Origin of the sequence: Pseudomonas laurentiana (assembly GCF_014648275.1) — a bacterium.
GTDB lineage: Bacteria > Pseudomonadota > Gammaproteobacteria > Pseudomonadales > Pseudomonadaceae > Aquipseudomonas > Aquipseudomonas laurentiana.
The window spans coordinates 145,166-167,087 of record NZ_BMQU01000012.1 but is presented as its reverse complement, the minus strand read 5'-3'; the positions used below and the strand labels follow the sequence as shown (position 1 = coordinate 167,087).

The window sequence follows — 21,922 nt, the reverse complement described above, 5'->3', positions numbered from 1 at the left end:
CATTCAGCCACCACAGCCAAACGGGTTGCGCTAACGCGCAACGCGCCATGCCTGGCGCACAACAAAAAAGCCCCGAACTACAGGAGTTCGGGGCTTTCATTTGTCTGGCGGTGAAGAAGGGATTCGAACCCTTGATACAGTTTCCTGTATACACACTTTCCAGGCGTGCTCCTTCAACCGCTCGGACACTTCACCGGATCTCTTCAAGCTGTTCAGCCTGTCGAGGGGCGCTAATGTAGTCGAAAGTTTTTCCTTTGGCAAAGGTTTTTTTCAGAATTTTCATGCGCTTAAGGGCAGCGAGCCGTTTTACCGGCTAAACAGGGCAAAGCCGCCAATCTATAAAGTGCTTTACCCGCCTTTCATCCTCGCCCCCCAGCCCACGGGGCCGCACGCGCCAAGGCTGACTGACCGGTCAGCCTTGGCGCTTTACCTGGCCGCAGAGGCTGAGTAACGTCTGCCTCACTCTCAACAAAGGATCCCTCTCATGAGTGAGCTGATTACCTACCACCTGGACGATGGCATCGCGACCCTGACCCTGAACAACGGCAAGGTCAACGCGATCTCCCCCGACCTGATCACCGCGTTCAACGCCGCGCTGGATCGTGCACAGCAGGACCGTGCAGTGGTAATCATCACCGGCCAGCCGGGCATCCTCTCCGGCGGGTATGACCTGAAGGTGATGACCTCCGGGCCACAGGCTGCCGTCAGCCTGGTCACCGCAGGTTCTACCCTGTCCCGTCGCCTGCTTGCCCACCCGTTCCCGGTCATTGTCGCCTGCCCAGGGCACGCCGTGGCCAAGGGAGCCTTTCTGCTGCTCTCGGCCGATTACCGTATCGGTGTCGAAGGCCCCTTCAGCATCGGCCTGAACGAAGTGCAGATCGGCATGACCATGCACCACGCGGGCATCGAACTGGCCCGCGACCGCCTGCGCCGCTCGGCCTTTCACCGTTCGGTGATCAATGGCGAGATGTTCGACCCGACCAGCGCCGTCGATGCCGGCTTCCTGGACAAAGTCGTGGCAGTCGACACGCTGCAGGAAACCGCACTGGCCGCCGCCCGGCAACTGAAAAAAATCAACATGACGGCGCACAAGAACACCAAGCTCAAGGTGCGCAAGGCCTTGCTCGACACCCTGGACGACGCGATCATTCTCGATCAGGAACACTTGGGCTAACGGCCCCCACCGATCGCAGGCAAACCGGCTTACCACGGGGCCCACACAGGACAAGGGCTTTCACACCTGGCCGGTCTTGCCTGCGATGCGTTGACACTCGACGCGTGCCATCAGCGTTTGCCCCCAAGAGTGCACAGCCGTACACTGCGCCGCGTTTGCCCAGTGTGAGTCACTCAATGCTTTATCTGATCCGTATGCTTCTGTTGGGCATGCACTTTCTGCTGGCAGGTGTGCTTGGCTTGTTGATCGGCCTGTGTCGTCCCTTCAATCCAGATAACAGCCGGATTTTCGCTCGCCTGTATGCGTGGCCCATTGGCGGGCTGTTGCGCCTGCGCGTCAAGGCCGAAGTCGGCCCCTTGTTCGACCAGCCGCCCGGCTGCGTGATCATCGCCAATCACCAGTCCAACTTCGACCTGTTCGTCCTCGGTAATGTAGTCCCGCCACGCACCGTTTGCATTGGCAAGAAAAGCCTGGGCTGGATACCCTTTTTCGGTCAGATCTTCTGGCTCGGCGGCAATATATTGGTCGACCGCAGTAACGCCTACCATGCGCGACAGGCACTCCATAGCACCACCCAGATCGTGCGACACAACAACACCTCAATCTGGATTTTCCCGGAAGGCACCCGAAACCCCGAGAGCCAGTTGCTCGACTTCAAGAGCGGCGCGTTCCGCCTGGCAATCGAGGCCGGGGTTCCCATCGTTCCGGTGTGTGTCAGCCGTTATGCACAACGCATGCGCCTGAATCGCTGGAACAGCGGCAATGTCATCATCCGCTCGCTGGCGCCCATCGCTACCAGCGGCCTCGGCAAAGATGACATCCCGGCATTGATCCAACAGTGCCGGGAGCAGATGCAGCGCTGCATCGATACGATGGAAAACGAACTGCAGTCGGCCTGAGCAGTTGCCGGATCGATGCAGTCATACCAAGCTGACAGGATAACCTGAAGAAGCGAGCAGTCATGGGACGAGTCGTTGCAGCCGCGGTGTATAGCGCCGGCAGAAAAGTTACGTCAATCAAACTGGACGAAGGCAGTCACTGGGCCAGCAAGCCAGGGCACTTTGTCTGGATCGGCCTGGAAGAACCGGATGCACAGGAGCTGGCCAACCTGCAGCGACAGTTCAACCTGCATGAACTGGCCATTGAAGATGCGCTGGAAAAGCACAGCCGGCCGAAGCTGGAAACGTTCGGCGATGCACTGTTCATCGTGACGTATTCGCCCGTGCGCCACGAGGGCAAGCTGGAGTTCATCGAGACGCACATTTTCGCCGGCAAGGGGTACATCATCACCTGCCGCAATGGCCACTCAAAGTCCTACGCGCTGGTACGCCAGCGCTGCGAGGCACGCCCACTGTTGCTGGAGCACGGCGAGGACTTCGTGCTCTACGCCCTGCTCGACTTTGTCACCGAGAACTATCAGCCGGTCAGCGAAGCCATTCACGGCGAAATCGAAGAGCTGGAACAGAGTGTACTGAGTGGCGCACTCAATGAAGATGACATCAAGCGCCTGCACGGCCTGCGCCGGGACATTCTGCGCCTGCGTCGCTACGTGGCCCCGATGGTCGAGATCAGCGAGGAATTGCAACGCCTGACATTCCCGTTCATCGACAAGAACATGCGGCCGTACTTTCGCGATGTGCAGATTCACGTAACCCGGCAGATGGAAGACCTGGCGGGCATTCGTGACATCGCCAGCCAGACCATCGAGATCGGTATGCTGCTGGAGTCATCGCGGCAAAGCATCGTCCAGCGCAAGTTCGCCGCCTGGGCGGCGATACTGGCCTTCCCCACCGCCGTAGCCGGCATCTATGGCATGAACTTCCAGAACATGCCCGAGCTTGGGTGGCAATACGGCTACTTCGCGGTACTGGGCGTGATCACCGTAGGTTGCTCCGCACTCTTTGCCAGTTTCAAGCGCTCCGGCTGGCTCTGAGAGGCGCCGTCAGGCCGACGTGCCCTCAGGCTTATAGGCCACGAAGCGCATCATCCATTCGGCCACGGTTTCGCCCTGATGCTCAGCGGAAAGACTGGCCAACCCCTTGCGGTAGACCTCATCGCCCAAGTGCTGCTGGCGCAGGTCAAGCAGCGCCCGGGAGTAGTCATGGACGAACTCGGGGTGGCCCTGGAAGCACAACACCTGATCGTCGATGTGATAGGCGGCATAGCGGCAGAACTCGCTCGAGGCAATCAGCGTGGCGTTCTCCGGCAAGCGGGTGACCTGATCCTGATGGCTGATCAACAGGGTCAGGTCTTCGATTGCCGGCGTCATCCACGGCTGCTGTGCACTCACCCGGTAGCGGTGAATACCGACACCCCAGCCCTGAGTCGCACGCTCGGTCTTGCCGCCTAACAACAGCGCCAGCAGTTGATGGCCAAAACACACACCAAGCAACTTGTCGCCACGTTGATAGCGCTCGAGCAGAAAAGTCTTGAGGGTTTGAATCCAGGGATCGCTGCCGAACGAATCGGCTTTGCTGCCCGTGACCAGATAAGCATCGAACGATTGCTCATCGCTGGGGTACTCGCCGTTCATCACGTTGTACAGGCTGAACTCCGCAGCGATGGGCTGCCGGGCAAACAGTTGCTCGAACATCCGTCCGTAGCCCTGAAACTGATCGACCAGTTCCGGCCGCAGGACGTCGGTTTCCAGGATGCAGATGCGTAGCGACATAGAGATAGTCCCGAACGACAAAGGTGAAAAGCGTGCTAGAGCCTGCCGCGAATAAGGCTTGTAAGCAAGTAGAATGCACCGACGAACGGTCGCGCTAACTGGATCCACCGACGAACTGCACGCATGCGTCTAGAAAGGGCGATCGTCATGGGATGGCATAACGCCTGATAGCCAAAAGAAATTTATTTTAAGCTGTAAATACCAAACAGTTCTAAAAGGTGGGTGCCGCTGACCCTAAGGTTAGTTGTATACCCACTTTCAGCAGGTTTGTGTCGGTGCCTGGCAGGCCCGAAATTACACGCAAGACCTTCGACAGGGACGCCACTCGGCATTCAGGAAATAACAACAAAAAGGCAGTCAGCCATGTTCAAACACACCAAGGTACGTCAGGCAGGGCTCATCCTCTTTGCCACTACACTCCTCTTGATTCTGCCGAATCTATCGCGACTGTTCGGCTAAACCGGGCACGCACCTCAGGACCGCATCTGCCGTGGTGTATGCTGCCGGCCTCATTGGTTGGAGACTGTTTCATGCGACGCTGCCTTGTCCTGCTATTTGCCGCCCTGAGCCTGCCCGTACAGGCCGCTCAACTGGTTCTGGAACTGGGCGATGCGCCCATCCGCTGGCAAACCGAAGACTTGCTCAAGCACCCGCAAACGCAGTCGATCAGCATCACTGATGATGTGTCCTATAAAAAAGCCATGCACTACCGCGCAATCCCTCTGAGCGCCCTGCTCACGGGCGTTTCAGCACAGGATCACCTGCAGGCGGTTGCGCTGGACGGTTTTGCCGCCGAGATGCCTGCGGGGCCACTGCTCACCAAGGGGCCAGCCCAAGCCTGGCTGGCCATCGAAGACCCCGCCAGCCCCTGGCCGGGCCTGGGCAAAGGCAAGCCAAGTGCGGGCCCGTTTTATTTAGTGTGGACGAACCCAGGAGCGGGCCATATCAGCCCTGAACAGTGGCCTTTCCAGGTTGCCAGCATTCGCCTGCTGGCAGCCGTTGCCGAGCGTTTCCCGGCCATGCGTCCGGCACCAGGACTGGCAGACAATAGCCCGGTCAACCTGGGCTTTGCTGTGTTCCAGAAAAACTGCCTGGCCTGCCACACGCTCAACGGTGCAGGCGACGCGCAGTTCGGCCCGGACCTGAACCTGCCCTACAACCCGACCGAGTACTTCCACCTCGAGTACCTGCGTCGCTACATCCGTGACCCGCAAAGCCTGCGCCAGTGGCCACAGGCGAAAATGCCAGGTTTCAGCAGCAGTGTGCTCAGCGACGGGGAACTGGACGCCCTGCTCGCCTACCTCCAACACATGGCCGACCACAAGCAGCCCTAGGGCTATTGCTGCTGCGCGCTGAGGGTCGGGGTGACCAGCACCTTGGCGTGCATCTGCTCAAAGCCACCGCCACGACGCATACCCCGTACCGGGCACGCGTCCAGGTAGTCCAGGCCGACTGCCAATTTCAAGTGGCGCTCGGGGCGCTGCAATTGATTGGTGACGTCAAAGCTGTACCAACCGTTGTCCAACCAGGCCTCTGCCCAAGCATGACTCGCCAGATGCTGGCTATCGCTGTCAAACAAGTAACCGGAGACATACCGCGCCGGAATGCCGAGGCTGCGAGCGCAGGCCAGAAACGCATGGGCGTGGTCCTGACAGACGCCAGCACCACCCGCGAATGCCTGCGCGGCACAGGTCTCCACCAGCGTCGCCCCGGGGGTATAGGCAATGCGCTCATGCAACCCGTGCATCAGCTCAATCAGCGCGGAGCGGTCGCGGCGCTTGCGACATTGACGCTCGGCAAACGCACGCAATGCTTCGTCGGCTTCGGTCAAGCGCGTGAAACGCAAAAACGGTAACGCCGAACCCGCGTCATGCTCTGCCTCGAACTGTTCATCGATTTCCACTTGCCCCTGGGCACGAATGATCAGTTCGGAATGTGGCTCATCCAGGCTCAACACATGCAGGATGTTACCGAATGGGTCCACTTGAGCACGCACCGGACGAGGCAGGTCGAGGTGCCAACTGAACACCTGCTGCCGTTCAGTATCGTGCGGCGTCAGGCGCAGGTACTGGATACTGCTGCGAACAGGATCTTCATAGCGATAGGCAGTTTCATGGCTAATGGTCAGTCTCATACGACCTCCAGGTAAGCGCTGTGAATAGCGTTGCCCAACTGGCGCACCAGCGGGATGTAGTCGCTCAACCAAGGGTGCAGGCCTGCATCGAGAATTTCGTCGATACCGGTGTAGCGCAGGCGTGCATCCACCTCAGCGGCCAGGCGCTGTGCCGGGCGGCCATTGGCGCCGGGCAGGCTGGCGAGGATCTGATCGATCTCTTCGGTGCAGGCCCTTAACGAGCGCGGCACGTCAGCCCGCAGCAACAGCAACTCGGCCACATGCCGCGCTGCGGGAGCATCGCGGTAGATCTCGGTGTAGGCCTCGAACGACGACAGCGCCCTGAGCAAGGCACTCCATTGGTAGTAACCTCGGGCCGAGCTGTCACTGACCGCATCGGCCTCATCACCGAGCACTTCATAACGGGCGTCAAGCAGGCGCAACGTGTTGTCGGCACGCTCGATAAAGGTGCCCAGCCGGATAAAACGAAAGGCATCGTTGCGCATGATGGTGCCGTAGGTGGCGCCGCGAAACAGGTGCGAGCGCTCTTTTACCCACTCGCAAAAGCGACTCAGGCCGTAACGCCCCACGCCCTGTTCAGCAATGCCACGGATTTCCAGCCAGGCCGCGTTGATATTCTCCCACATGTCGGCGGTAATTCGCCCACGCACCGCATGGGCACAGGCCCGCGCCGCGCCCAGGCAACTGTAGATACTGGCCGGGTTGCCTGGGTCCAGCGCGAAGTGCTGCAACAGCCGCTCGGCGTGCAACTCGCCATGACGTGCCAGGTAGTCATCAAGGGTGCCCGTGATCAGCAAAGGCATCGCCAGCTCATCAAGGCCGCCTCCCCGGCCATCCTGCGGCATCAGTGACAGTGAGTAACTCACATCCAGCATCCGCGCGAGGTTCTCCGCCCGCTCCAGATAACGCGACATCCAATACAGATCCGAGGCCGTTCTACTCAACATGATTCAATCCTCAACGACCCAGGTGTCCTTGGTACCGCCCCCCTGGGACGAGTTGACCACCAGCGAGCCCTCACGCAGCGCCACACGGGTCAACCCTCCGGGCACCACGCGGGTTTCCCGGCCAGACAAGACAAAGGGGCGCAGATCGATATGCCGTGGGGCAATGCCATTCTCGACAAAGGTCGGGCAGGTCGACAGCGACAGCGTCGGCTGAGCGATGTAGGCCGCAGGCCGAGCCTTGATCCGCGCCGCGAAGGCTTCGATTTCGGCACGGCTGGCCGCTGGTCCGACCAGCATGCCGTAGCCGCCCGAGCCCTGGGTCTCCTTGACCACCAGTTCCGGCAGATGCGCCAGCACATGGGATAACTCAGCCGGTTTGCGGCATTGCCAGGTCGGCACGTTCTTCAGAATTGGCTCCTCGTCCAGATAGAAACGGATCATGTCGGTGACATAGGGGTAGATCGACTTGTCGTCGGCCACCCCGGTACCAATGGCGTTGGCCAGCACCACATTGCCGCAACGGTAGGCAGACAGCAGGCCGGGCACGCCCAGCATCGAGTCGGGGTTGAAGGCCAGCGGATCGAGGAAGGCATCGTCCAGACGCCGGTAAATCACATCAACCGCCTTGGGGCCGTCCGTGGTACGCATGTATACCCGCTCGTCGCGCACAAACAGGTCCGCCCCTTCAACCAGTTCCACGCCCATTTCACGCGCGAGGAAAGCATGTTCAAAGAAAGCACTGTTAAAGCGCCCTGGGGTCAACACCACGACACTGGGGTTATCCAGCGGGCTGGAGCTTTTCAGGGTGTCGAGCAACAGGTTCGGGTAGTGGTCGATCGGCGCGATGCGCTGAGCAGCGAACAGCTCTGGGAACAGGCGCATCATCATCTTGCGGTCTTCAAGCATGTAGCTGACACCGCTGGGGGTACGCAGATTGTCTTCCAGCACGTAGTAACTGCCGTCACTGTCGCGTACCAGGTCAACCCCGGAGATATGCGCATACACGTCACGGTGCAGGTTCAGCCCCTGCATTGCCAACTGATACTGCTCGTTGGCCAGCACCTGTTCGGCTGGAATGATGCCGGCCCGCAGGATGCGTTGATCATGGTAGAGGTCAGCGAGAAACAGATTGAGGGCCTTGACCCTCTGGATGCAGCCCCGCTCGATCACCCGCCACTCTGTGGCGGGAATACTGCGGGGGATCGTGTCAAAGGGGATCAGCCGTTCAGTGCCTTGCTCATCGCCGTAGAGGGTGAATGTAATACCCGCGCGATGAAACAGCAGGTCGGCTTCCCGACGACGCTGAGCCAACAATTCCGCCGGGGTCTCGGCCAGCCAACTGGCGAATCCGCTGTAGTGCGCTCGGACTTCGCCGTTGCCGGCATACATTTCGTCATAAAAGCTGCGGATCATGCCGAACTCCTTGTCATCCGGACCAAGACGTCATCGCAAGCCCCGTGCCATCGGCATAAATGCTTTTATTTCAAGTGGTTATAGATGCGAGGGAAAAACGCCGCACCAGTGCAGTGCGAGATACACCGTCAACCGGGCAACGGCGCCTCATTGCGAGGCAGTGCCCGGCTGACGGTCGATTGGCTCAGGCCAGCAAACGCTCTTGCTTGACCCCCCAGCCTTGAACCTCACCACCCAGCGGTGCAATCACCGCCTCAAAGCCCTGCTCGAACTCATCAATGCCGCCATAGGTGGCATACATCACCTTGCTCAATTCCAGATGCCAGCCGCCATCGGCACATTCACAGACCTGTGCATTGAGTGACTCGCCACGGAATTTCCCGGCTGCTCTGCGGGCACGCTCCTCATCGGGGAAAACGGCATAGAACTCGATGGGGTGGATACGGGCAAAGTCGAACCCGCCTTCCTTCATGCTGCGCAAGACATTAATGCTGATGTCATCATATTGGCTGCTCATGAATCGTCCTCCGCAAATACCGATGGATTAACCTTCAGTGCGTGACGCTATCGCCCGCAGTAGAGGCGCGGGCCTTCGAGCTAGTGATCAAGACAGGGCCGGGAAGCGTGAATCAGGTAGACCCTGAGTGCATCCTAGCGCTTGCGCAGGGCCGATGCCAATCGATGTATGTCGTATCGACACATCAAAAAACAAAAGCCCCGATAAATCGGGGCTTCAGTCAAACAGGCATCACGTAGTGCCGGTGATCAGTTCGGCACGCCGTGAACCACGCCGGCGGTGTTGTCCAGCAGGCTCTTGGTCGCGGTCTGGATGAACGACTCCAGTTTGCGCGTCAATTCAACCTGGTCTGGGCTTTCGATCAGATCGGCCTTGAACTCACGGCCCAACTGGTAGCGGTACATGCGCGGCGACATGTCCTTGGACTCGATCAGCACCCGATCACCCGTTACCAGGCCAACGGTCTGCTCGCTACCCGACGGTTTGATCATGCCGAAACCCTGGTCGCCTTCAGGCAGGTTCAGCAGATCACGCCCCCAGCACTGATGGCGGGTTTCGCCACCGAGACGACCCATGATGGTCGGTACGATGTCGATCTGGGTACCAACGGTGTGGTTGACCGCGCCGAACTTCTCCTGGATACCCGGAGCGATGAGCAGCAGCGGAATGTTGAAGCGGCTCAGGTCGAGTTCGGTGACCTGCTGGTTGTTGCCGAAACCATGGTCACCGACGATGACAAACAGGGTTTCCTTGAAGTACGGCTCTTTACGCGCCTTCTCGAAGAATTGGCCCAGTGCCCAGTCAGAGTAACGCATGGCAGTCAGGTGCTCGTCGAGACGACCCTGGCCAGTCACAGGCTCTACCGGCAGGTTTGTCGGCAGCGCGTATGGCGTGTGGTTGGACAGGCTTTGCAGCAAGGCATAGAACGGCTTCTTGCCATAGTTCTTCGCCAGCTCTTCCGCACCGCGGTCGAACATGTCCTGGTCAGACACGCCCCACGTCGGGTCGGAGAACACTGGATTGACGAAATCGTTACGGCCAATGAAGGTGGTCATGCCCTGGTTGCTGAAGAACCCGGACTGGTTGTCCCAGGCGAAATCGCCGTTGTAGACATAGACGTCGTCGTACTTGCGCGCACTGAGCAGCGCCGGCAGACCCGACAGCTTGTGGCTGCCTTCAGGGGTTTGCATCAGGTACTCGAAGCCTGGCAGGTTGGGGAAGCAACCCATGGTGGCGAACATACCTTGGTGAGTATGGGTACCATTGGAGAAGAAACGGTCGAACAGCAACCCTTCCTTGGCCAGCTTGTCGAAGTATGGCGTAACGTTGGTGGTGGCGCCCAGCGCACCCACCGAATGCCCGGCGAAGCTTTCCAGCAGGATCACAACGACGTTCTTGATCGGCAGGGTGTTTTCCACCGGCGGGGTGAATTCACGGCGCACGGCCGCTTCATCGGCATCGACCAGCTTGTCGTGAGGCGTCAGCAGCATGCTGCGCACGGTTTCCTGCGCCTCGTCCTGCGGCAGGGTGGCCTTCCAGATATTGTCGCGCTCTTCGGACATCCGGCTCTTGGCGGCAGTGAGCAGGGTCAGCGTGCCGTTCAGGCCCAACTGGTTGGCAAAGTTCGAGTCGGTGGTGTAGGCGTCGCCCCAACGTATCGGCGGGCCTTGACGCAAGGTGCCGCGTGCAGCAACCACGGCCACCATCAGCACCATGAAGAACACGCCACCCCGCACATACCAAGGTGCCACGCTGCGCGCACCGGCCACACTGCTGCCGTACTCGCCACGAGGCCGCGTCATGCGATCGACGCACTTGAACAGCAGGCTCAGCAACCAGGTCCCGAAGGCCCAGGCCAGAAGGTAACGAACGACCGGAAAGCCGTACCACAGCATGCTCAGTACGGTCTTTGGATCTTCCTTGACGTACTGGAAGACCAGCCCGTTCAGGCGCTGGTGGAACTCACGGTAGAAGTCCATCTCCATCAGGCCGAGGAACATGGCCACACTGGAGGTGATGGTCAACCAGAAACGGAACAGGCCGCGCGCGGCCATCGCCCGGACACTCAACAGCGCCAGCATCAGCGGAACGCAGAGGTATACCACCAGGCGCAGGTCGAAGCGCAGGCCGTTGGCGAACGCCTCGGCCAACGTCGAAACCGGGGTGTTGCCGATCTGATCGCTGTTGTAAACCAGCAGCGCCAGCCTTACCAGGCTGAGCATCAGCATGATCACCAGACCACTCAGCAGCGTGTAGGCCAGGTGCGATTTGACGGTCGGTTGCAGCGCGCGCGAAGCAGCCCGCTGATGACTCAAGGCGTCCGTGTTAGCCATGAATAGGAAGATCCCAAAGATTCAGATTTGAAAGAAACGAAGAGCGAAATAACAAGCCTGCCCTAAACAGCCGGGCACTGGAGAGCCATTCGTCGAACAGGCATTTGAGCGCACGAATTGTCAGCAATCGAATGTGAAAATTCTGTTCAGAAACTTGCCACACTTCATGAAATCGACTACGGCGCCCTAAGGCGCCGTAGTGCGGCATCAATCGTTGCTGGGCTTGTTCACGGCCTGCAGCACGTACTGTGGCAAGGCAAACGCACCGATGTGAATCTCCGGGTTGTAATAACGCGTAACGATTCCACTACCGGCGAAACGCTGACGCAGGGTCTCCAGAGGCAGCTTGCGGTAGCTGGTATTGGTCGCACCCCAGGCGAAGGTCATTGCACCGCCAATATAGGTCGGTACCGCGGCCTGGTAGAAGTGCCAGTCGGCGAACAGGCTGCGCATGCGGCTTGCAGTGGTTTGAACTTCGGACAACTGCATGAACGGCGTGCCGTTCTGAGTGACCAGAATACCGCCATCGTTCAAGCAACGATGGCACGCCTGGTAGAAGTTCTCGGAGAACAGCACCTCTCCCGGACCGATCGGGTCAGTGGAGTCGGAGATAATGACGTCGAACTTCTCTTCGGTGGTTGCGACGAAACGCATGCCATCATCGATGACCAGGTTCAGGCGCGGGTCGTCGTAGGCACCCTTGGAGTGCTCCGGCAGGAATTCCTTGCACATGTCGACAACGGTACCGTCGATCTCGACCATGGTGATGTGCTCGACGCCACGGTGCTTGGTCACTTCACGCAACATGCCACCGTCACCACCGCCGATGATCAGTACGCGCCGGGCAGTGCCATGGGCCAGGATCGGGACGTGGGTGAGCATCTCGTGGTAGATGAACTCATCGGCCTCGGTGGTTTGAATTACACCGTCCAACGCCATTACACGGCCCATGCGCGGGTTCTCGAAAATCACCAGATGCTGGTGCTCGGTACGAACCTCGTGCAGCAGCTTGTCCATGCGAAAGCGCTGGCCGTAGCCTTCGTACAACGTTTCCAGGTAGTCGCTCATTGCGGGACCTCCAATAAAAGCGGCTGGCAACGGGCGCAAACGCGCCCGCCATAGAAAAGGGCGCAGTGTACGTTGTCGAACATGACAGGTCGAATATTCGTCGAGGCGCAACTGGCAACACGGGAGCCTATAGACGGACGCTGCCTCGGGGGCCGGCAATCGCCCAAATGATCAGGCCCAGCACCGGCAACAGCAGAATCAATAGCACCCAGAGCACCTTGGGCCCGGTTCCTACGCTGCTTTTGATCACATTGATGATTGCCCAGATGTCCAGGGCCAGAATGATCAGGCCAACAAAGCCATTAAACGTCGAACCCATGGTGCTGCTCCTGAGGGCTGGTGTGCCACTGAGCATAGCCAGCGCTCAACATCTGGGCACGACCATGCTCGTTTAAACGTGCAAGGCCAACCGCAGTGCTTCAAGCGACGGTGCGGCGGCGATCCCGATTTCGTCCGCCAACTCAAGCACACGCTCCAAGTCATTACCGTAGACCAGCACCACCTGCAATTCATCATCAAGCGGTTGGCTGAAGTCGAGCAACACATAGCCGCCCGCCTCCTTGTTCATGCTGCTCATCTGAATCTGGATGCGGTTGAGTGCGGTCAAGGCTTCAGTCTTGGCCAATTGCTTGGGCTTGATGTTGAACGTCACATCTGGGCCGAAGGAGGCAACGATCTGGGCGAACAGGTCCTGGTAGCTGTCGGCCTGGAACAGCACGGTGTCCGGCAGGCTGCCTACAACGACCCATTCACCCAGGGAAATAGGGAAAGTGTCGTCGTAGTTGATGTCCGGGTTGGCGGCCAGAAACCCTGCGGGGTCGGCGTAGGCCTGGGCGGCTTCGTCAGCGATCCGCTCAATGTCATCCTCACGCAGGCAGCCAGAGCTGATTTTGCCAATGAGTTCGACCAGTTGGTTTTTCATGAGGGGGCCCTACGACGATAAAAGGCGCCAAGGATAGCCGCAAACGCTCGCCAAGGGTTAGCCGGCCAGCGCTTGCAACTGCTTCATGGTGTCCTGTGCGCCCATGGCCTGGGCAGCCCCTAAAGCGGTCATGCCCTTGGCATCGGCACGGTTGGGGTCAGCCCCCTGTGCCAACAGGTAATCCACGATGGCCGTTCGGTTGAACATCGCCGCCATCATCAAGGCCGTACGATCATCAGCCGACGCTGCCTCGATGCCAGCCCCCTGCTCTGCCAGCAACTGCACCATGGCCAGGTCACCCTTGAACGCCGCACCGGCAATCGGCAGTTGACCATTGTTGTTGGCCATTTGCGGATCGGCACCCTGTTGCAACAACACGCGTACAGCCTCGACATGACCATGGTAACTGGCGAGCATCAACAGGCTATCGCCCTTGTGATTACACAGATTGGCCGGCAGCCCCTGCTTCAACAAGCGCTCAAGTACGACGGCATCACCTTGACGGGCGCAATCGAACACCTGCTCGGCAAAGGCAATGGCGTCGTCGTTGAGCGGTTCGGAGGTGGGTTGATCGGACATGGGGCGCTCCTGGCTGCCGGAAAAGCCCAAGTCTTGGCCAGCACGGGCTGGTGGTCAACGCGGAATAACGCATTGATGCAACAGAAGAAATCTATTGGTACGCAGTGCTGCCCGTGAGTTCGCGGCGTTTGTATCGCGGGCAAGCCCGACTCCTACAGGTCTTTTTGTGGGAGGCTTGCCTGCGATAGCGTCGGTGGGGTGCTCGCGGCGTCAGAACTGGCTTACATCGATCAAGGCAAAGCTCACCACATTGCTGTGGCCCGCCAGCACCCCACCCTGGCGCACCAGTCCGCAGGTCGCCATGCCCGCCTGCTGCGCGGCATCCAGTTCCTCAACGATGTCCGAGAGAAACAGGATCTGCTCTGCAGGCAAACCAATCGCCTGGGCGATGGTGTGGTAAGACTGCGCCTCGCGTTTACCACCGGACGTCGTGTCGAAATACCCACTGAACAACGGTGTCAGGTCGCCAGCTTCGGAGCAGCCGAAAATCAGCTTCTGCGCCTGAATGGACCCCGAGGAGTACACATACAGGGCATAGCCGTCCTGATGCCAGCGCTTGAGCGCTTCAACCGCATCCGGGTAGACATGGCCCTTGAGCAGCCCCGCCTGATAGCCCTCGGCCCAGACCATCCCTTGCAACGCCTTGAGTGGCGTGGCCTTGCGGTCCTCGGCAATCCACTGCAGCAAGATTTCAATCACCCGTTCAACGTCAGCGGCAGGCTCATTACTGTCTGTGCGCACGGCCTGAAGCTGGGCTGCCACAGCCGTTTCGGCGGCATGGGTACGGACAAAATCCGGCAGGTGCTTGGCCGCGAACGGAAACAGCACGTCGAAGACAAAGCTCACCGCGCTGGTAGTGCCTTCAATGTCGGTGAGGATGGCTTTGATAGTCATGCAGGCTCCGGTCAGTCGTCGATGCGCGGGAATTGATCGGCAATTTTGTCGCCGGTGAACTGCGCCACCCAACCTTCAGGGTTGTTGAACAGGCGAATGGCAACGAAGTGCGGGTTCTCGCCCATGTCAAACCAGTGAGGGGTGCCGGCCGGCACGGAGATCAGGTCGTTCTTCTCACAGAGCACGGCATAGACATATTCGCCAATGTGCAGGGTGAACAGACCACGTCCGGCGACAAAGAAACGCACTTCGTCTTCAGCATGGCGGTGCTCATCCAGAAACTTGGCGCGCAGTTCGGCCTTCTGCGGGTGGTCACTGTTCAGGCTCACCACATCGACGGTGATGTAGCCACACTCGGTCATCAGTTTGTCGATCTGGACCTGATAGGCTGCAATCACTTCTTCCTGGCTAGCGCCCGGCTGGATTGGCGCATTGGCGGCCCAACGCTCGAAACGCACGCCCTGCTCGGCCAGGGTCGAGGCGATGTCCTCAACGTGGGTCAGCACCTTGTTCGGGATGTCCGGGGTGGACTGGTGGTACACGGTCAGGCTGCTCATCAGGGGCAACTCCTAGTTGTAGCGACTCAACGACCGGTAACCGATCGCACTTTCAATTCACACTCGAAGAGAAACTCGAAAGCTTCGACCTGGCGCAACGCATCACTCATGCGCGGGCCCCAGGTATACAGGCCATGGCCACGGATCAGGTAACCGACACAGTCGGGGTGCGCCTCGAGCCAAGGCTGAACCTTGGCCGCCAGGCGGGCAATGTCCTGATCGTTCTCGAAGATTGGCACCTGCACTGTCGACTCATGGGTCGAGATACCACTGAAGGCCTTCTGCAGTTCATAGTCCTCGAACACCAGGTAGTCCCCAGCAGTCACGCGTGACAACACCGTGGCATTGACCGAGTGGGTATGCAGGACTGCCCCGATATCTGCCCGCCAGGCGTACAACTGGGTATGCAGCAAGGTCTCCGCCGAAGGCTTCTTGCCCGGCTCCAGGCTATTGCCTGCAAGGTCGGTGGCCAGGACATCGTCCACGCCCAGCTGCCCCTTGTGCTTGCCAGAAACAGTCAACAGTGCCTGATCCGCCGCCAGGCGGGTGGAATAGTTGCTGCTGGTGGCCGGCGACCAGCCACGGCCGTAGAGGAAGCGCCCTGCTTCGATGATTTCCAAGGCCAATTGTTCACGGGTAAGGCTCATGCCCTGTCCTCTTTCATTCGAGTCGCAATGATAACGGCTGCAGCCAGGGCAGCGACGCTGGCAATACTAAAGGTTGTAGTGGGGCCCAACGCATTCCAGCTGTAGCCTGAATACAAGGCGCCCAGTGCACCACCGGTGCCAGCCAATGCGGCATACAACGCCTGCCCCTGCCCTTGCTGGCGTGCCCCAAAGCTGCGCTGGACAAAGGCAATGGCCGCGGCATGAAAACTGCCGAAGGTGGCCGCATGCATCAACTGCGCAACCAGCAACACGGCCAGGTGCTCGGCGTACTCGCCCAGCAGCATCCAGCGTAACGCGGCCAACAGGAAACTGGCCAACAACACCCGGCGCAACGACACCCGCGCCATGATCCAGCTCATGGCCAGAAACATCAGTACCTCGGCCACCACGCCCAACGACCAGAGCAGACCAATGGTGCCACGGCTGTACCCCAAGCGCTCAAGGTGCAAGGTCAGGAAGGTGTAGTACGGGCCATGGCTCAATTGCATCAGGGCCACACAGGCATAAAAGGCCAGCACGCCAGGGCGAACCAATTGTTTGATAAACCCATCGCCAGCGTCATGGAGATGCTGCCCGGGAGGATGGGCATTGGGCACCCACAGGCTGGCCAGGACGATGCCGGCCATGATCACAGCCAGTGCAACCGGGTAAATGTCCAGGCTCAACGACTCAAATAACCGGCCAAGGCCCGCAACGGTCAGGATAAAGCCAATCGACCCCCATAGGCGGACTTGGCTGTAACGCGCCGTCTGCCCCTGCAGATGCGCCAGGGTGATGACCTCGAACTGCGGCAGCACTGCATGCCAGAAGAACGCATGCAAGGCCATCACCAGCGCCAGCCAGGCATAACTCTTATCGATGAAGATCAGCGAGAAACTCGCCAGTGTCGACAATGCACCGAGCCGCACAATCAGCAGGCGCTGGCCGGTACGATCCCCCAGCCACCCCCATAAATTCGGGGCGACGCAACGCATCAGCATGGGAATAGCCACCAGTTCACCGATACGCGCACTGGAAAAACCCAGGTGATCGAAGTACAGCGCCAGGAATGGCGCTGTCGAACCGAGCAAGGCGAAATAGAACAGGTAGAAGCTGGACAGTCGCCAGTAGGGAATCGGCGCCACGGCTCAGGCGGCCATGGCGCGATCGAACGCTCGGGGCATTACAGCTGGCCCAGTACCGGCGTGCTGACCCGTACTTCGGCATTCTGCCCACGGTGACGCAGCAGGTGGTCCATCAGCACGATGGCCATCATCGCCTCGGCAATCGGTGTGGCACGGATGCCCACGCATGGATCGTGACGGCCTTTGGTGATCAGCTCGACCGGGTTGCCGTCAATATCAATCGAACGGCCAGGGGTGGTGATGCTCGATGTTGGCTTGAGCGCCAGGTGCGCAATGATCGGCTGCCCCGAGGAAATCCCGCCCAGAATGCCGCCGGCGTTGTTGCTGAGGAAACCTTCCGGCGTGAGTTCGTCGCGGTGCTCGGTACCCCGTTGGGCCACACTGGCAAAACCGGCACCAATCTCCACACCCTTGACCGCGTTGATGCTCATCAGGGCATGGGCCAGTTCGGCATCCAGACGGTCAAAGATCGGCTCACCCAAGCCTGGCATGACGCCTTCGGCGACAACGGTGATTTTCGCCCCGACCGAATCCTGGTCGCGGCGCAACTGGTCCATGTAGGCTTCCAGCTCTGGCACTTTGTCCGGGTCTGGGCTGAAGAACGCGTTCTGCTCCACCGACTCCCAGGTCTTGAAGGGGATTTCAATCGGCCCCAACTGGCTCATGTAGCCGCGAATGGTGATGCCCTGGCTGGCCAGGTATTTCTTGGCAATGGCACCGGCGGCCACACGCATCGCAGTTTCGCGCGCCGAGCTGCGGCCCCCGCCACGGTAGTCACGTACACCGTACTTGTGATGGTAGGTGTAATCGGCATGCGCCGGGCGGAACAGATCCTTGATCGCCGAATAGTCCTTGGACTTCTGGTCGGTATTGCGGATCAGCAGGCCAATCGCGCAGCCAGTGGTACGGCCCTCGAAAACGCCAGAGAGGATTTCGACTTCATCGTCTTCCTGGCGTTGCGTGGTGTGGCGGCTGGTGCCAGGCTTGCGCCGATCCAGGTCGTGTTGCAGGTCGGCCAGCGAAAGCTCCAGGCCCGGCGGGCAGCCGTCGACAATAGCGACCAACGCCGGACCATGGCTTTCGCCAGCGGTGGTGACAGTGAACAGCTTGCCATAGGTATTGCCGGACATGCAGGACGCTCCGCGAATCAGCCTGATTTGAACAAGGCCGCCAGTATACGCAGGCTAACCGGTGAGTTCATCCCTGTTGGCGAACCTTCTAGGCCAGCGTGTGTCCAACCTTCATCTTTCCAGCAGCGGTCTTGTAATGCTACGCGCCCTCACCCTGCTTCTTCTGTTCCTCAGCAGCTTCGCCCAAGCGGCGGCCCCGACTGTTCTGCAACACCCCCTGGACCTCGACACCGGCGCTGGCATCCTGCGCGGCAGCCTGCTGCTGCCACGCAGCGAGCGACCGCCGCCCGTGGTGCTGATCATTGCAGGCTCAGGCCCGACTGACCGCGACGGCAACAACCCCAATGGGGCCCACACCGACAACCTCAAACGCCTGGCGCTGCTGCTCGCCCGCAACAATATTGCCAGCGTGCGTTATGACAAGCGCGGCGTTGCGGCCAGCCTGGAAGCAACACCCGACGAGCGCAACCTGAGCGTCGAGCGCTATGTCGCCGATGCCGTGGCCTGGGGGCGCGCACTCAACGCCGACCCGCGCTTCGGCCCGCTGGTGCTGCTGGGCCACAGCGAAGGTGCATTGATCGCCAGCCTGGCGGCGGAGCCGGCAGGCGCCAGCGCCGTGATTGCCGTAGCCGGCAGCGGTCGCCCAGTGGATGAGGTGCTGCGTGAACAGATTGCTGAACGCGTACCGGGTCGTTATCAAGCGCGGGCGCTGACAATCATCGACCAGCTCAAGGCTGGCAGCACCTCGAACGACGTTCCCCTGCCCTTGCAGGATGTACTGCGCCCCAGCGTTCAACCCTATTTGATTTCACTGTTCCGGCAAGACCCGGCAGCGGCCTTTGCCCGCCTGAGCGTCCCGGCCCTGATCGTGCAGGGCAACCATGACGCCCAGGTCAGCGTCGACAATGCCCTGCGCCTGAAGGCCGCAAAACCCGATGCCGAACTGGCACTGATCGAGGGCATGAACCATATGCTGCGGATAGCACCGGCCGACATGCACCAACAGCAGCAAAGCTACATCAACCCGGCGTTACCGCTGGCCAGTGAGCTTGGCGAGAGAATCGTCGAGTTTATTCGTCGATTGCCGGCGGCCTGAGCGGAAGTTCCGGAAAAATGCGCTCCAGTCCCGGCCAACCCTGCCGATAAGCCGGTGCTGGCGTCAAAATTACGGCCAGCCTGCTGCGCACAAGAGGATTGCCGTGATGACCGATGCCCCACCCCAGGATGCACCCGAAGCGAGCGCCGAAACGGCCGCTCCAGAACCGGCCCCGCTGCCCTGGGCCGACCTGAAGCCGGAGCATTTTCGCATGCTGCGCCTGGCCCCGCTGCCGACTGACCGGGCAACCGGTGCGCGGCCCTTGCGCTTCGTCCAGTACGGCTATGCCGAACGGCACAGCAAGGAGCACAGCCTGCTGCGCATGGAGATTCGTCTGCCTGGGCAAAAAGTGCGCAAGGAGCAGAATCACCTGGACATCCGCGTCGACCATGAGACGCACCATGTGAGCTTCGGCCCTGACAGCGGCCTGCAGATGGAACCCCTGAACCGCGGCCTCGGACGCTTTCTGCTGGCACAGGGGGTGCAGTGGGCACAACACAAGTGGTCACACTACCGGATCGAAGGTGCGGCACTTCCGAGCAAGGACGCGCTGAACGAAGACACCCGTCAGCGCCGTGACCATGTGCTGAAAAACGTCGGGCTGGACGTCGAGTACGCCGATGTCCAGCACATGAAGGGCCGCTACCTCGAAGTGCAGGTCGGTGAGCTCAAGGGTGGCTGGAACACCGAGAAGGTCCAGCAGGTCGATATCATCGAGGCTGCGGGCATGCTCCAGCAGGCCGAACAGACCCTGCAGGAAAAAGAAGCACAACTGCGTGAGCGTGACGAACGTGTGAACAAATACAAGCGCGAGGACAGTGGCCTGCGCTTTACCATCACCTGCCTGGTTGCCTTCGCCGTGTTCCAGGCCGGGCTGCTGATCTGGATTGCAACCCACCGCTGACAACCAGCAGAGGCCTTCGCAGGCAAGCCTGCCCCAACAGACGCGCAAGGCGCAATGCTGTAGGAGCTGGTCTTTCCTGCGATGCAGACACTGCGCTAGCGCTTACACCCGCGAAGCAAACAATGCCTGATGCTCCCGGCACTGCTGCGCCGTGAGCATGAACACGCCATGGCCACCGCGCTCAAAGTCCAGCCAGGCGAAATCCACTTCAGGGTAAAGGGCTGCCAGATGCACCTGGCTATTGCCCACCTCGACAATCAACAAGCCCTTCTCGGTCAGGTGATCCGCGGCCTCGGCCAGCATTCGCCGAACCAGGTCCAGACCGTCGTCGCCACAGGCCAGGCCCAGCTCCGGCTCATGGTGGTACTCCTGCGGCATATCCGCGAAGTCTTCGGCATCGACATACGGCGGGTTGGACAGGATCAGGTCGAAACGCTGCCCAGGCAGCCCCTCGAAACCATCACCCTGAACCGTAAAGACCCGCTCTTCCAGGCCATGGCGCTCGATGTTCTGATTGGCAACCTCCAATGCCTCGAAGGACAGGTCGGCCAACACCACTTCGGCCTCCGGGAACACTTCGGCACTGACGATACCGATGCAGCCCGAGCCGGTGCACAGGTCAAGAATGCGCTGCGGCTCTGCCGCCAGCCACGGCTCGAAACGCTTTTCGATCAACTCGCCGATGGGCGAGCGTGGAATCAGTACACGCTCGTCGACAATGAACGACATGCCGCAGAACCAGGCCTCACCCAAGAGGTAGGCGGTCGGAACGCGGTCCTCGATGCGACGCTTGAGCAGCGCCTGCAGGTGCGCCACTTCTTCATCCTCAAGGCGGCAGTCAAGATAGCTGTCAGCCACTTCCCATGGCAGGTGTACCGCGCCCAGCACCAGCAGGCGCGCCTCATCCCAGGCGTTGTCGGCGCCATGTCCGAAAAACAGCTCCTTCTCGTGAAAACGGCTGACAGCCCAACGAATATGGTCGCGCAGGGTGCGCAGGCGGGAAGTGGTCACGGTAGACTCCTAAAAAAACGACCGACGATTCTAACAGCCTGGCCAGGAATATGGCGGCCCATGACGTCTTGAGCGATTGACCGGCATAGCTGCAGGCCACTAACCACGCTGCTTGTACGCTAAGCGATTCACATCTGCGTCCAAGCAGGGGAGAATAGGCGAAAAGCCCTATCCAAAGGAGCCCCTGATGTCCGTTCCAATGACGATGTTCCACCTCAGCGGTCGCGGTTACCCGCCGGCGAAGCTGAGTAACGCCAGCCTGGTGATTATCGATGCGCAGAAAGAGTACCTGAGCGGTCCTCTGGCGCTGTCGGGCATGGACGAAGCCGTGGCCAACATCGGCAAACTGCTCGACGCGGCACGCAAGGCCGGTCGACCAGTGATTCACGTACGCCACCTCGGTACCGTTGGTGGCCTGTTCGACCCGCAGGGCGAACGTGGCGAGTTCATCCCTGGCCTCGAGCCACAGGGCGATGAAGTCATCATCGAAAAACGCATGCCTAACGCGTTCAAGAACACCAAGCTTCATGAAGAACTGCAAAAACTCGGTCATCTGGACCTGATTGTCTGCGGCTTCATGAGCCACTCCAGTGTCAGCACCACCGTGCGTCGGGCAAAGGACTACGGCTACCGCTGCACCCTGGTCGAAGACGCCTGCACCACCCGTGACCTACCCTTCAAGGGCGGCGTAATACCGGCGGCGCAGATCCAGCAAAGTGAAATGGCGATCATGGCCGACAACTTTGCCTGTGTGACCCAAGTCGCCAGCCTGATTTGACC

Annotated in this window: 23 protein-coding genes and 1 tRNA gene; 7 read left to right on the top strand and 17 right to left on the bottom strand. The window is 60.0% G+C overall.

The window, feature by feature from the left end; translation table 11 throughout:
* Nucleotides 1–105 precede the first annotated feature (105 nt).
* A tRNA-Ser gene (locus IE038_RS14465) sits at nucleotides 106–195 on the bottom strand.
* A gap of 289 nt (nucleotides 196–484) precedes the next feature.
* Here IE038_RS14465 and IE038_RS14460 point away from each other — a divergent pair.
* From IE038_RS14460 to IE038_RS14450, 3 genes are all read left to right on the top strand, one after another.
* Nucleotides 485–1,174, top strand: coding sequence for a crotonase/enoyl-CoA hydratase family protein (locus IE038_RS14460; RefSeq protein WP_163935046.1), 690 nt, complete (start codon nucleotides 485–487; stop codon nucleotides 1,172–1,174).
* A gap of 176 nt (nucleotides 1,175–1,350) precedes the next feature.
* Nucleotides 1,351–2,073 carry a lysophospholipid acyltransferase family protein gene (locus tag IE038_RS14455; RefSeq protein WP_163935043.1) on the top strand — a complete coding sequence of 241 codons (723 nt, stop codon included), beginning with the start codon at nucleotides 1,351–1,353 and terminating at the stop codon, nucleotides 2,071–2,073.
* A gap of 62 nt (nucleotides 2,074–2,135) precedes the next feature.
* Nucleotides 2,136–3,107 carry a magnesium and cobalt transport protein CorA gene (locus IE038_RS14450; RefSeq protein WP_163935040.1) on the top strand — a complete coding sequence of 324 codons (972 nt, stop codon included), beginning with the start codon at nucleotides 2,136–2,138 and terminating at the stop codon, nucleotides 3,105–3,107.
* Nucleotides 3,108–3,116: 9 nt separating this feature from the next.
* On the opposite strand, the gene IE038_RS14445 is transcribed toward IE038_RS14450, so the two are convergent.
* Nucleotides 3,117–3,845, bottom strand: coding sequence for an amidotransferase (locus IE038_RS14445; RefSeq protein ID WP_163935036.1), 729 nt, complete (start codon nucleotides 3,843–3,845; stop codon nucleotides 3,117–3,119).
* Nucleotides 3,846–4,375: 530 nt separating this feature from the next.
* On the opposite strand from IE038_RS14445, the gene IE038_RS14440 reads away from it, so the two are divergent.
* Nucleotides 4,376–5,179, top strand: coding sequence for a cytochrome c (locus IE038_RS14440; protein ID WP_189395819.1), 804 nt, complete (start codon nucleotides 4,376–4,378; stop codon nucleotides 5,177–5,179).
* 2 nt (nucleotides 5,180–5,181) lie between these two features.
* Here the strand turns inward: IE038_RS14440 and IE038_RS14435 are convergent, their stop codons facing one another.
* The 14 genes from IE038_RS14435 to aroC all read right to left on the bottom strand — a co-directional run bounded on the left by IE038_RS14435 (nucleotide 5,182) and on the right by aroC (nucleotide 18,131).
* On the bottom strand, nucleotides 5,182–5,979 hold the full coding sequence (locus IE038_RS14435) for a transglutaminase family protein (RefSeq protein ID WP_163935033.1): 798 nt from the start codon (nucleotides 5,977–5,979) through the stop codon (nucleotides 5,182–5,184).
* A complete protein-coding gene (locus IE038_RS14430) occupies nucleotides 5,976–6,926 on the bottom strand; it encodes an alpha-E domain-containing protein (protein WP_163935030.1) in 951 nt (316 codons plus the stop codon). Before IE038_RS14430 ends, IE038_RS14435 begins: the two co-directional genes overlap by 4 nt.
* A gap of 3 nt (nucleotides 6,927–6,929) precedes the next feature.
* Entirely contained in the window at nucleotides 6,930–8,339 is a 1,410-nt protein-coding gene (locus IE038_RS14425) for a circularly permuted type 2 ATP-grasp protein (protein WP_163935027.1), read from the bottom strand.
* A gap of 184 nt (nucleotides 8,340–8,523) precedes the next feature.
* On the bottom strand, nucleotides 8,524–8,856 hold the full coding sequence (locus tag IE038_RS14420; protein WP_163935024.1) for a ribonuclease E inhibitor RraB: 333 nt from the start codon (nucleotides 8,854–8,856) through the stop codon (nucleotides 8,524–8,526).
* A gap of 248 nt (nucleotides 8,857–9,104) precedes the next feature.
* Nucleotides 9,105–11,189: an LTA synthase family protein gene (locus IE038_RS14415; protein ID WP_163935021.1), complete on the bottom strand. Its 2,085-nt coding sequence runs from the start codon at nucleotides 11,187–11,189 to the stop codon at nucleotides 9,105–9,107.
* A gap of 207 nt (nucleotides 11,190–11,396) precedes the next feature.
* The gene (speE, locus tag IE038_RS14410; protein ID WP_065759885.1) at nucleotides 11,397–12,257 is read right to left on the bottom strand and encodes a polyamine aminopropyltransferase; all 861 of its coding nucleotides are present in this window, start codon (nucleotides 12,255–12,257) and stop codon (nucleotides 11,397–11,399) included.
* A gap of 127 nt (nucleotides 12,258–12,384) precedes the next feature.
* Nucleotides 12,385–12,576 (bottom strand): PLDc N-terminal domain-containing protein, encoded by a 192-nt coding sequence (locus IE038_RS14405; RefSeq protein ID WP_163935018.1) that lies wholly within the window; start codon nucleotides 12,574–12,576, stop codon nucleotides 12,385–12,387.
* 72 nt (nucleotides 12,577–12,648) lie between these two features.
* Nucleotides 12,649–13,179 carry a hypothetical protein gene (locus IE038_RS14400; RefSeq protein WP_163935015.1) on the bottom strand — a complete coding sequence of 177 codons (531 nt, stop codon included), beginning with the start codon at nucleotides 13,177–13,179 and terminating at the stop codon, nucleotides 12,649–12,651.
* Nucleotides 13,180–13,236: 57 nt separating this feature from the next.
* Entirely contained in the window at nucleotides 13,237–13,758 is a 522-nt protein-coding gene (locus IE038_RS14395; RefSeq protein ID WP_163935012.1) for an ankyrin repeat domain-containing protein, read from the bottom strand.
* A 210-nt stretch (nucleotides 13,759–13,968) separates the two neighbouring features.
* The gene (mtnC, locus tag IE038_RS14390) at nucleotides 13,969–14,652 is read right to left on the bottom strand and encodes an acireductone synthase (RefSeq protein ID WP_163935009.1); all 684 of its coding nucleotides are present in this window, start codon (nucleotides 14,650–14,652) and stop codon (nucleotides 13,969–13,971) included.
* Between the two features lie 11 nt (nucleotides 14,653–14,663).
* Complete coding sequence (locus IE038_RS14385) at nucleotides 14,664–15,209, bottom strand: 1,2-dihydroxy-3-keto-5-methylthiopentene dioxygenase (RefSeq protein ID WP_163935006.1); 546 nt, start codon at nucleotides 15,207–15,209, stop codon at nucleotides 14,664–14,666.
* Between the two features lie 26 nt (nucleotides 15,210–15,235).
* Nucleotides 15,236–15,856 (bottom strand): methylthioribulose 1-phosphate dehydratase, encoded by a 621-nt coding sequence (locus IE038_RS14380; RefSeq protein WP_102053189.1) that lies wholly within the window; start codon nucleotides 15,854–15,856, stop codon nucleotides 15,236–15,238.
* Nucleotides 15,853–17,001, bottom strand: coding sequence for an MFS transporter (locus tag IE038_RS14375; protein WP_163935003.1), 1,149 nt, complete (start codon nucleotides 16,999–17,001; stop codon nucleotides 15,853–15,855). Before IE038_RS14375 ends, IE038_RS14380 begins: the two co-directional genes overlap by 4 nt.
* A 38-nt stretch (nucleotides 17,002–17,039) precedes the next feature.
* Nucleotides 17,040–18,131, bottom strand: a complete 1,092-nt coding sequence (gene aroC, locus IE038_RS14370; protein ID WP_189395818.1) for a chorismate synthase — start codon at nucleotides 18,129–18,131, stop codon at nucleotides 17,040–17,042.
* A gap of 136 nt (nucleotides 18,132–18,267) precedes the next feature.
* Between aroC and IE038_RS14365 the strand changes: the two genes are divergently transcribed.
* Nucleotides 18,268–19,227 (top strand): alpha/beta hydrolase, encoded by a 960-nt coding sequence (locus IE038_RS14365; RefSeq protein WP_163935000.1) that lies wholly within the window; start codon nucleotides 18,268–18,270, stop codon nucleotides 19,225–19,227.
* A 106-nt stretch (nucleotides 19,228–19,333) separates the two neighbouring features.
* A complete protein-coding gene (locus IE038_RS14360) occupies nucleotides 19,334–20,131 on the top strand; it encodes a hypothetical protein (protein ID WP_163934998.1) in 798 nt (265 codons plus the stop codon).
* A 102-nt stretch (nucleotides 20,132–20,233) separates the two neighbouring features.
* Here the strand turns inward: IE038_RS14360 and prmB are convergent, their stop codons facing one another.
* A complete protein-coding gene (gene prmB, locus IE038_RS14355) occupies nucleotides 20,234–21,142 on the bottom strand; it encodes a 50S ribosomal protein L3 N(5)-glutamine methyltransferase (protein ID WP_163934995.1) in 909 nt (302 codons plus the stop codon).
* Nucleotides 21,143–21,329: 187 nt separating this feature from the next.
* On the opposite strand from prmB, the gene IE038_RS14350 reads away from it, so the two are divergent.
* Nucleotides 21,330–21,920 (top strand): cysteine hydrolase family protein, encoded by a 591-nt coding sequence (locus tag IE038_RS14350; protein ID WP_065759873.1) that lies wholly within the window; start codon nucleotides 21,330–21,332, stop codon nucleotides 21,918–21,920.
* The last annotated feature ends 2 nt before the right edge of the window (nucleotides 21,921–21,922 follow it).

Bases quoted from the DNA above. Each gene is read 5' to 3' on its own strand.
- IE038_RS14460 (WP_163935046.1), top strand. From the start codon at position 485: ATGAGTGAGCTGATTACCTACCACCTGGACGATGGCATCGCGACCCTG.
- IE038_RS14455 (WP_163935043.1), top strand. From the start codon at position 1,351: ATGCTTTATCTGATCCGTATGCTTCTGTTGGGCATGCACTTTCTGCTG.
- IE038_RS14450 (WP_163935040.1), top strand. From the start codon at position 2,136: ATGGGACGAGTCGTTGCAGCCGCGGTGTATAGCGCCGGCAGAAAAGTT.
- IE038_RS14445 (WP_163935036.1), bottom strand. From the start codon at position 3,845: ATGTCGCTACGCATCTGCATCCTGGAAACCGACGTCCTGCGGCCGGAA.
- IE038_RS14440 (WP_189395819.1), top strand. From the start codon at position 4,376: ATGCGACGCTGCCTTGTCCTGCTATTTGCCGCCCTGAGCCTGCCCGTA.
- IE038_RS14435 (WP_163935033.1), bottom strand. From the start codon at position 5,979: ATGAGACTGACCATTAGCCATGAAACTGCCTATCGCTATGAAGATCCT.
- IE038_RS14430 (WP_163935030.1), bottom strand. From the start codon at position 6,926: ATGTTGAGTAGAACGGCCTCGGATCTGTATTGGATGTCGCGTTATCTG.
- IE038_RS14425 (WP_163935027.1), bottom strand. From the start codon at position 8,339: ATGATCCGCAGCTTTTATGACGAAATGTATGCCGGCAACGGCGAAGTC.
- IE038_RS14420 (WP_163935024.1), bottom strand. From the start codon at position 8,856: ATGAGCAGCCAATATGATGACATCAGCATTAATGTCTTGCGCAGCATG.
- IE038_RS14415 (WP_163935021.1), bottom strand. From the start codon at position 11,189: ATGGCTAACACGGACGCCTTGAGTCATCAGCGGGCTGCTTCGCGCGCG.
- speE (WP_065759885.1), bottom strand. From the start codon at position 12,257: ATGAGCGACTACCTGGAAACGTTGTACGAAGGCTACGGCCAGCGCTTT.
- IE038_RS14405 (WP_163935018.1), bottom strand. From the start codon at position 12,576: ATGGGTTCGACGTTTAATGGCTTTGTTGGCCTGATCATTCTGGCCCTG.
- IE038_RS14400 (WP_163935015.1), bottom strand. From the start codon at position 13,179: ATGAAAAACCAACTGGTCGAACTCATTGGCAAAATCAGCTCTGGCTGC.
- IE038_RS14395 (WP_163935012.1), bottom strand. From the start codon at position 13,758: ATGTCCGATCAACCCACCTCCGAACCGCTCAACGACGACGCCATTGCC.
- mtnC (WP_163935009.1), bottom strand. From the start codon at position 14,652: ATGACTATCAAAGCCATCCTCACCGACATTGAAGGCACTACCAGCGCG.
- IE038_RS14385 (WP_163935006.1), bottom strand. From the start codon at position 15,209: ATGAGCAGCCTGACCGTGTACCACCAGTCCACCCCGGACATCCCGAAC.
- IE038_RS14380 (WP_102053189.1), bottom strand. From the start codon at position 15,856: ATGAGCCTTACCCGTGAACAATTGGCCTTGGAAATCATCGAAGCAGGG.
- aroC (WP_189395818.1), bottom strand. From the start codon at position 18,131: ATGTCCGGCAATACCTATGGCAAGCTGTTCACTGTCACCACCGCTGGC.
- IE038_RS14365 (WP_163935000.1), top strand. From the start codon at position 18,268: ATGCTACGCGCCCTCACCCTGCTTCTTCTGTTCCTCAGCAGCTTCGCC.
- IE038_RS14360 (WP_163934998.1), top strand. From the start codon at position 19,334: ATGACCGATGCCCCACCCCAGGATGCACCCGAAGCGAGCGCCGAAACG.
- IE038_RS14350 (WP_065759873.1), top strand. From the start codon at position 21,330: ATGTCCGTTCCAATGACGATGTTCCACCTCAGCGGTCGCGGTTACCCG.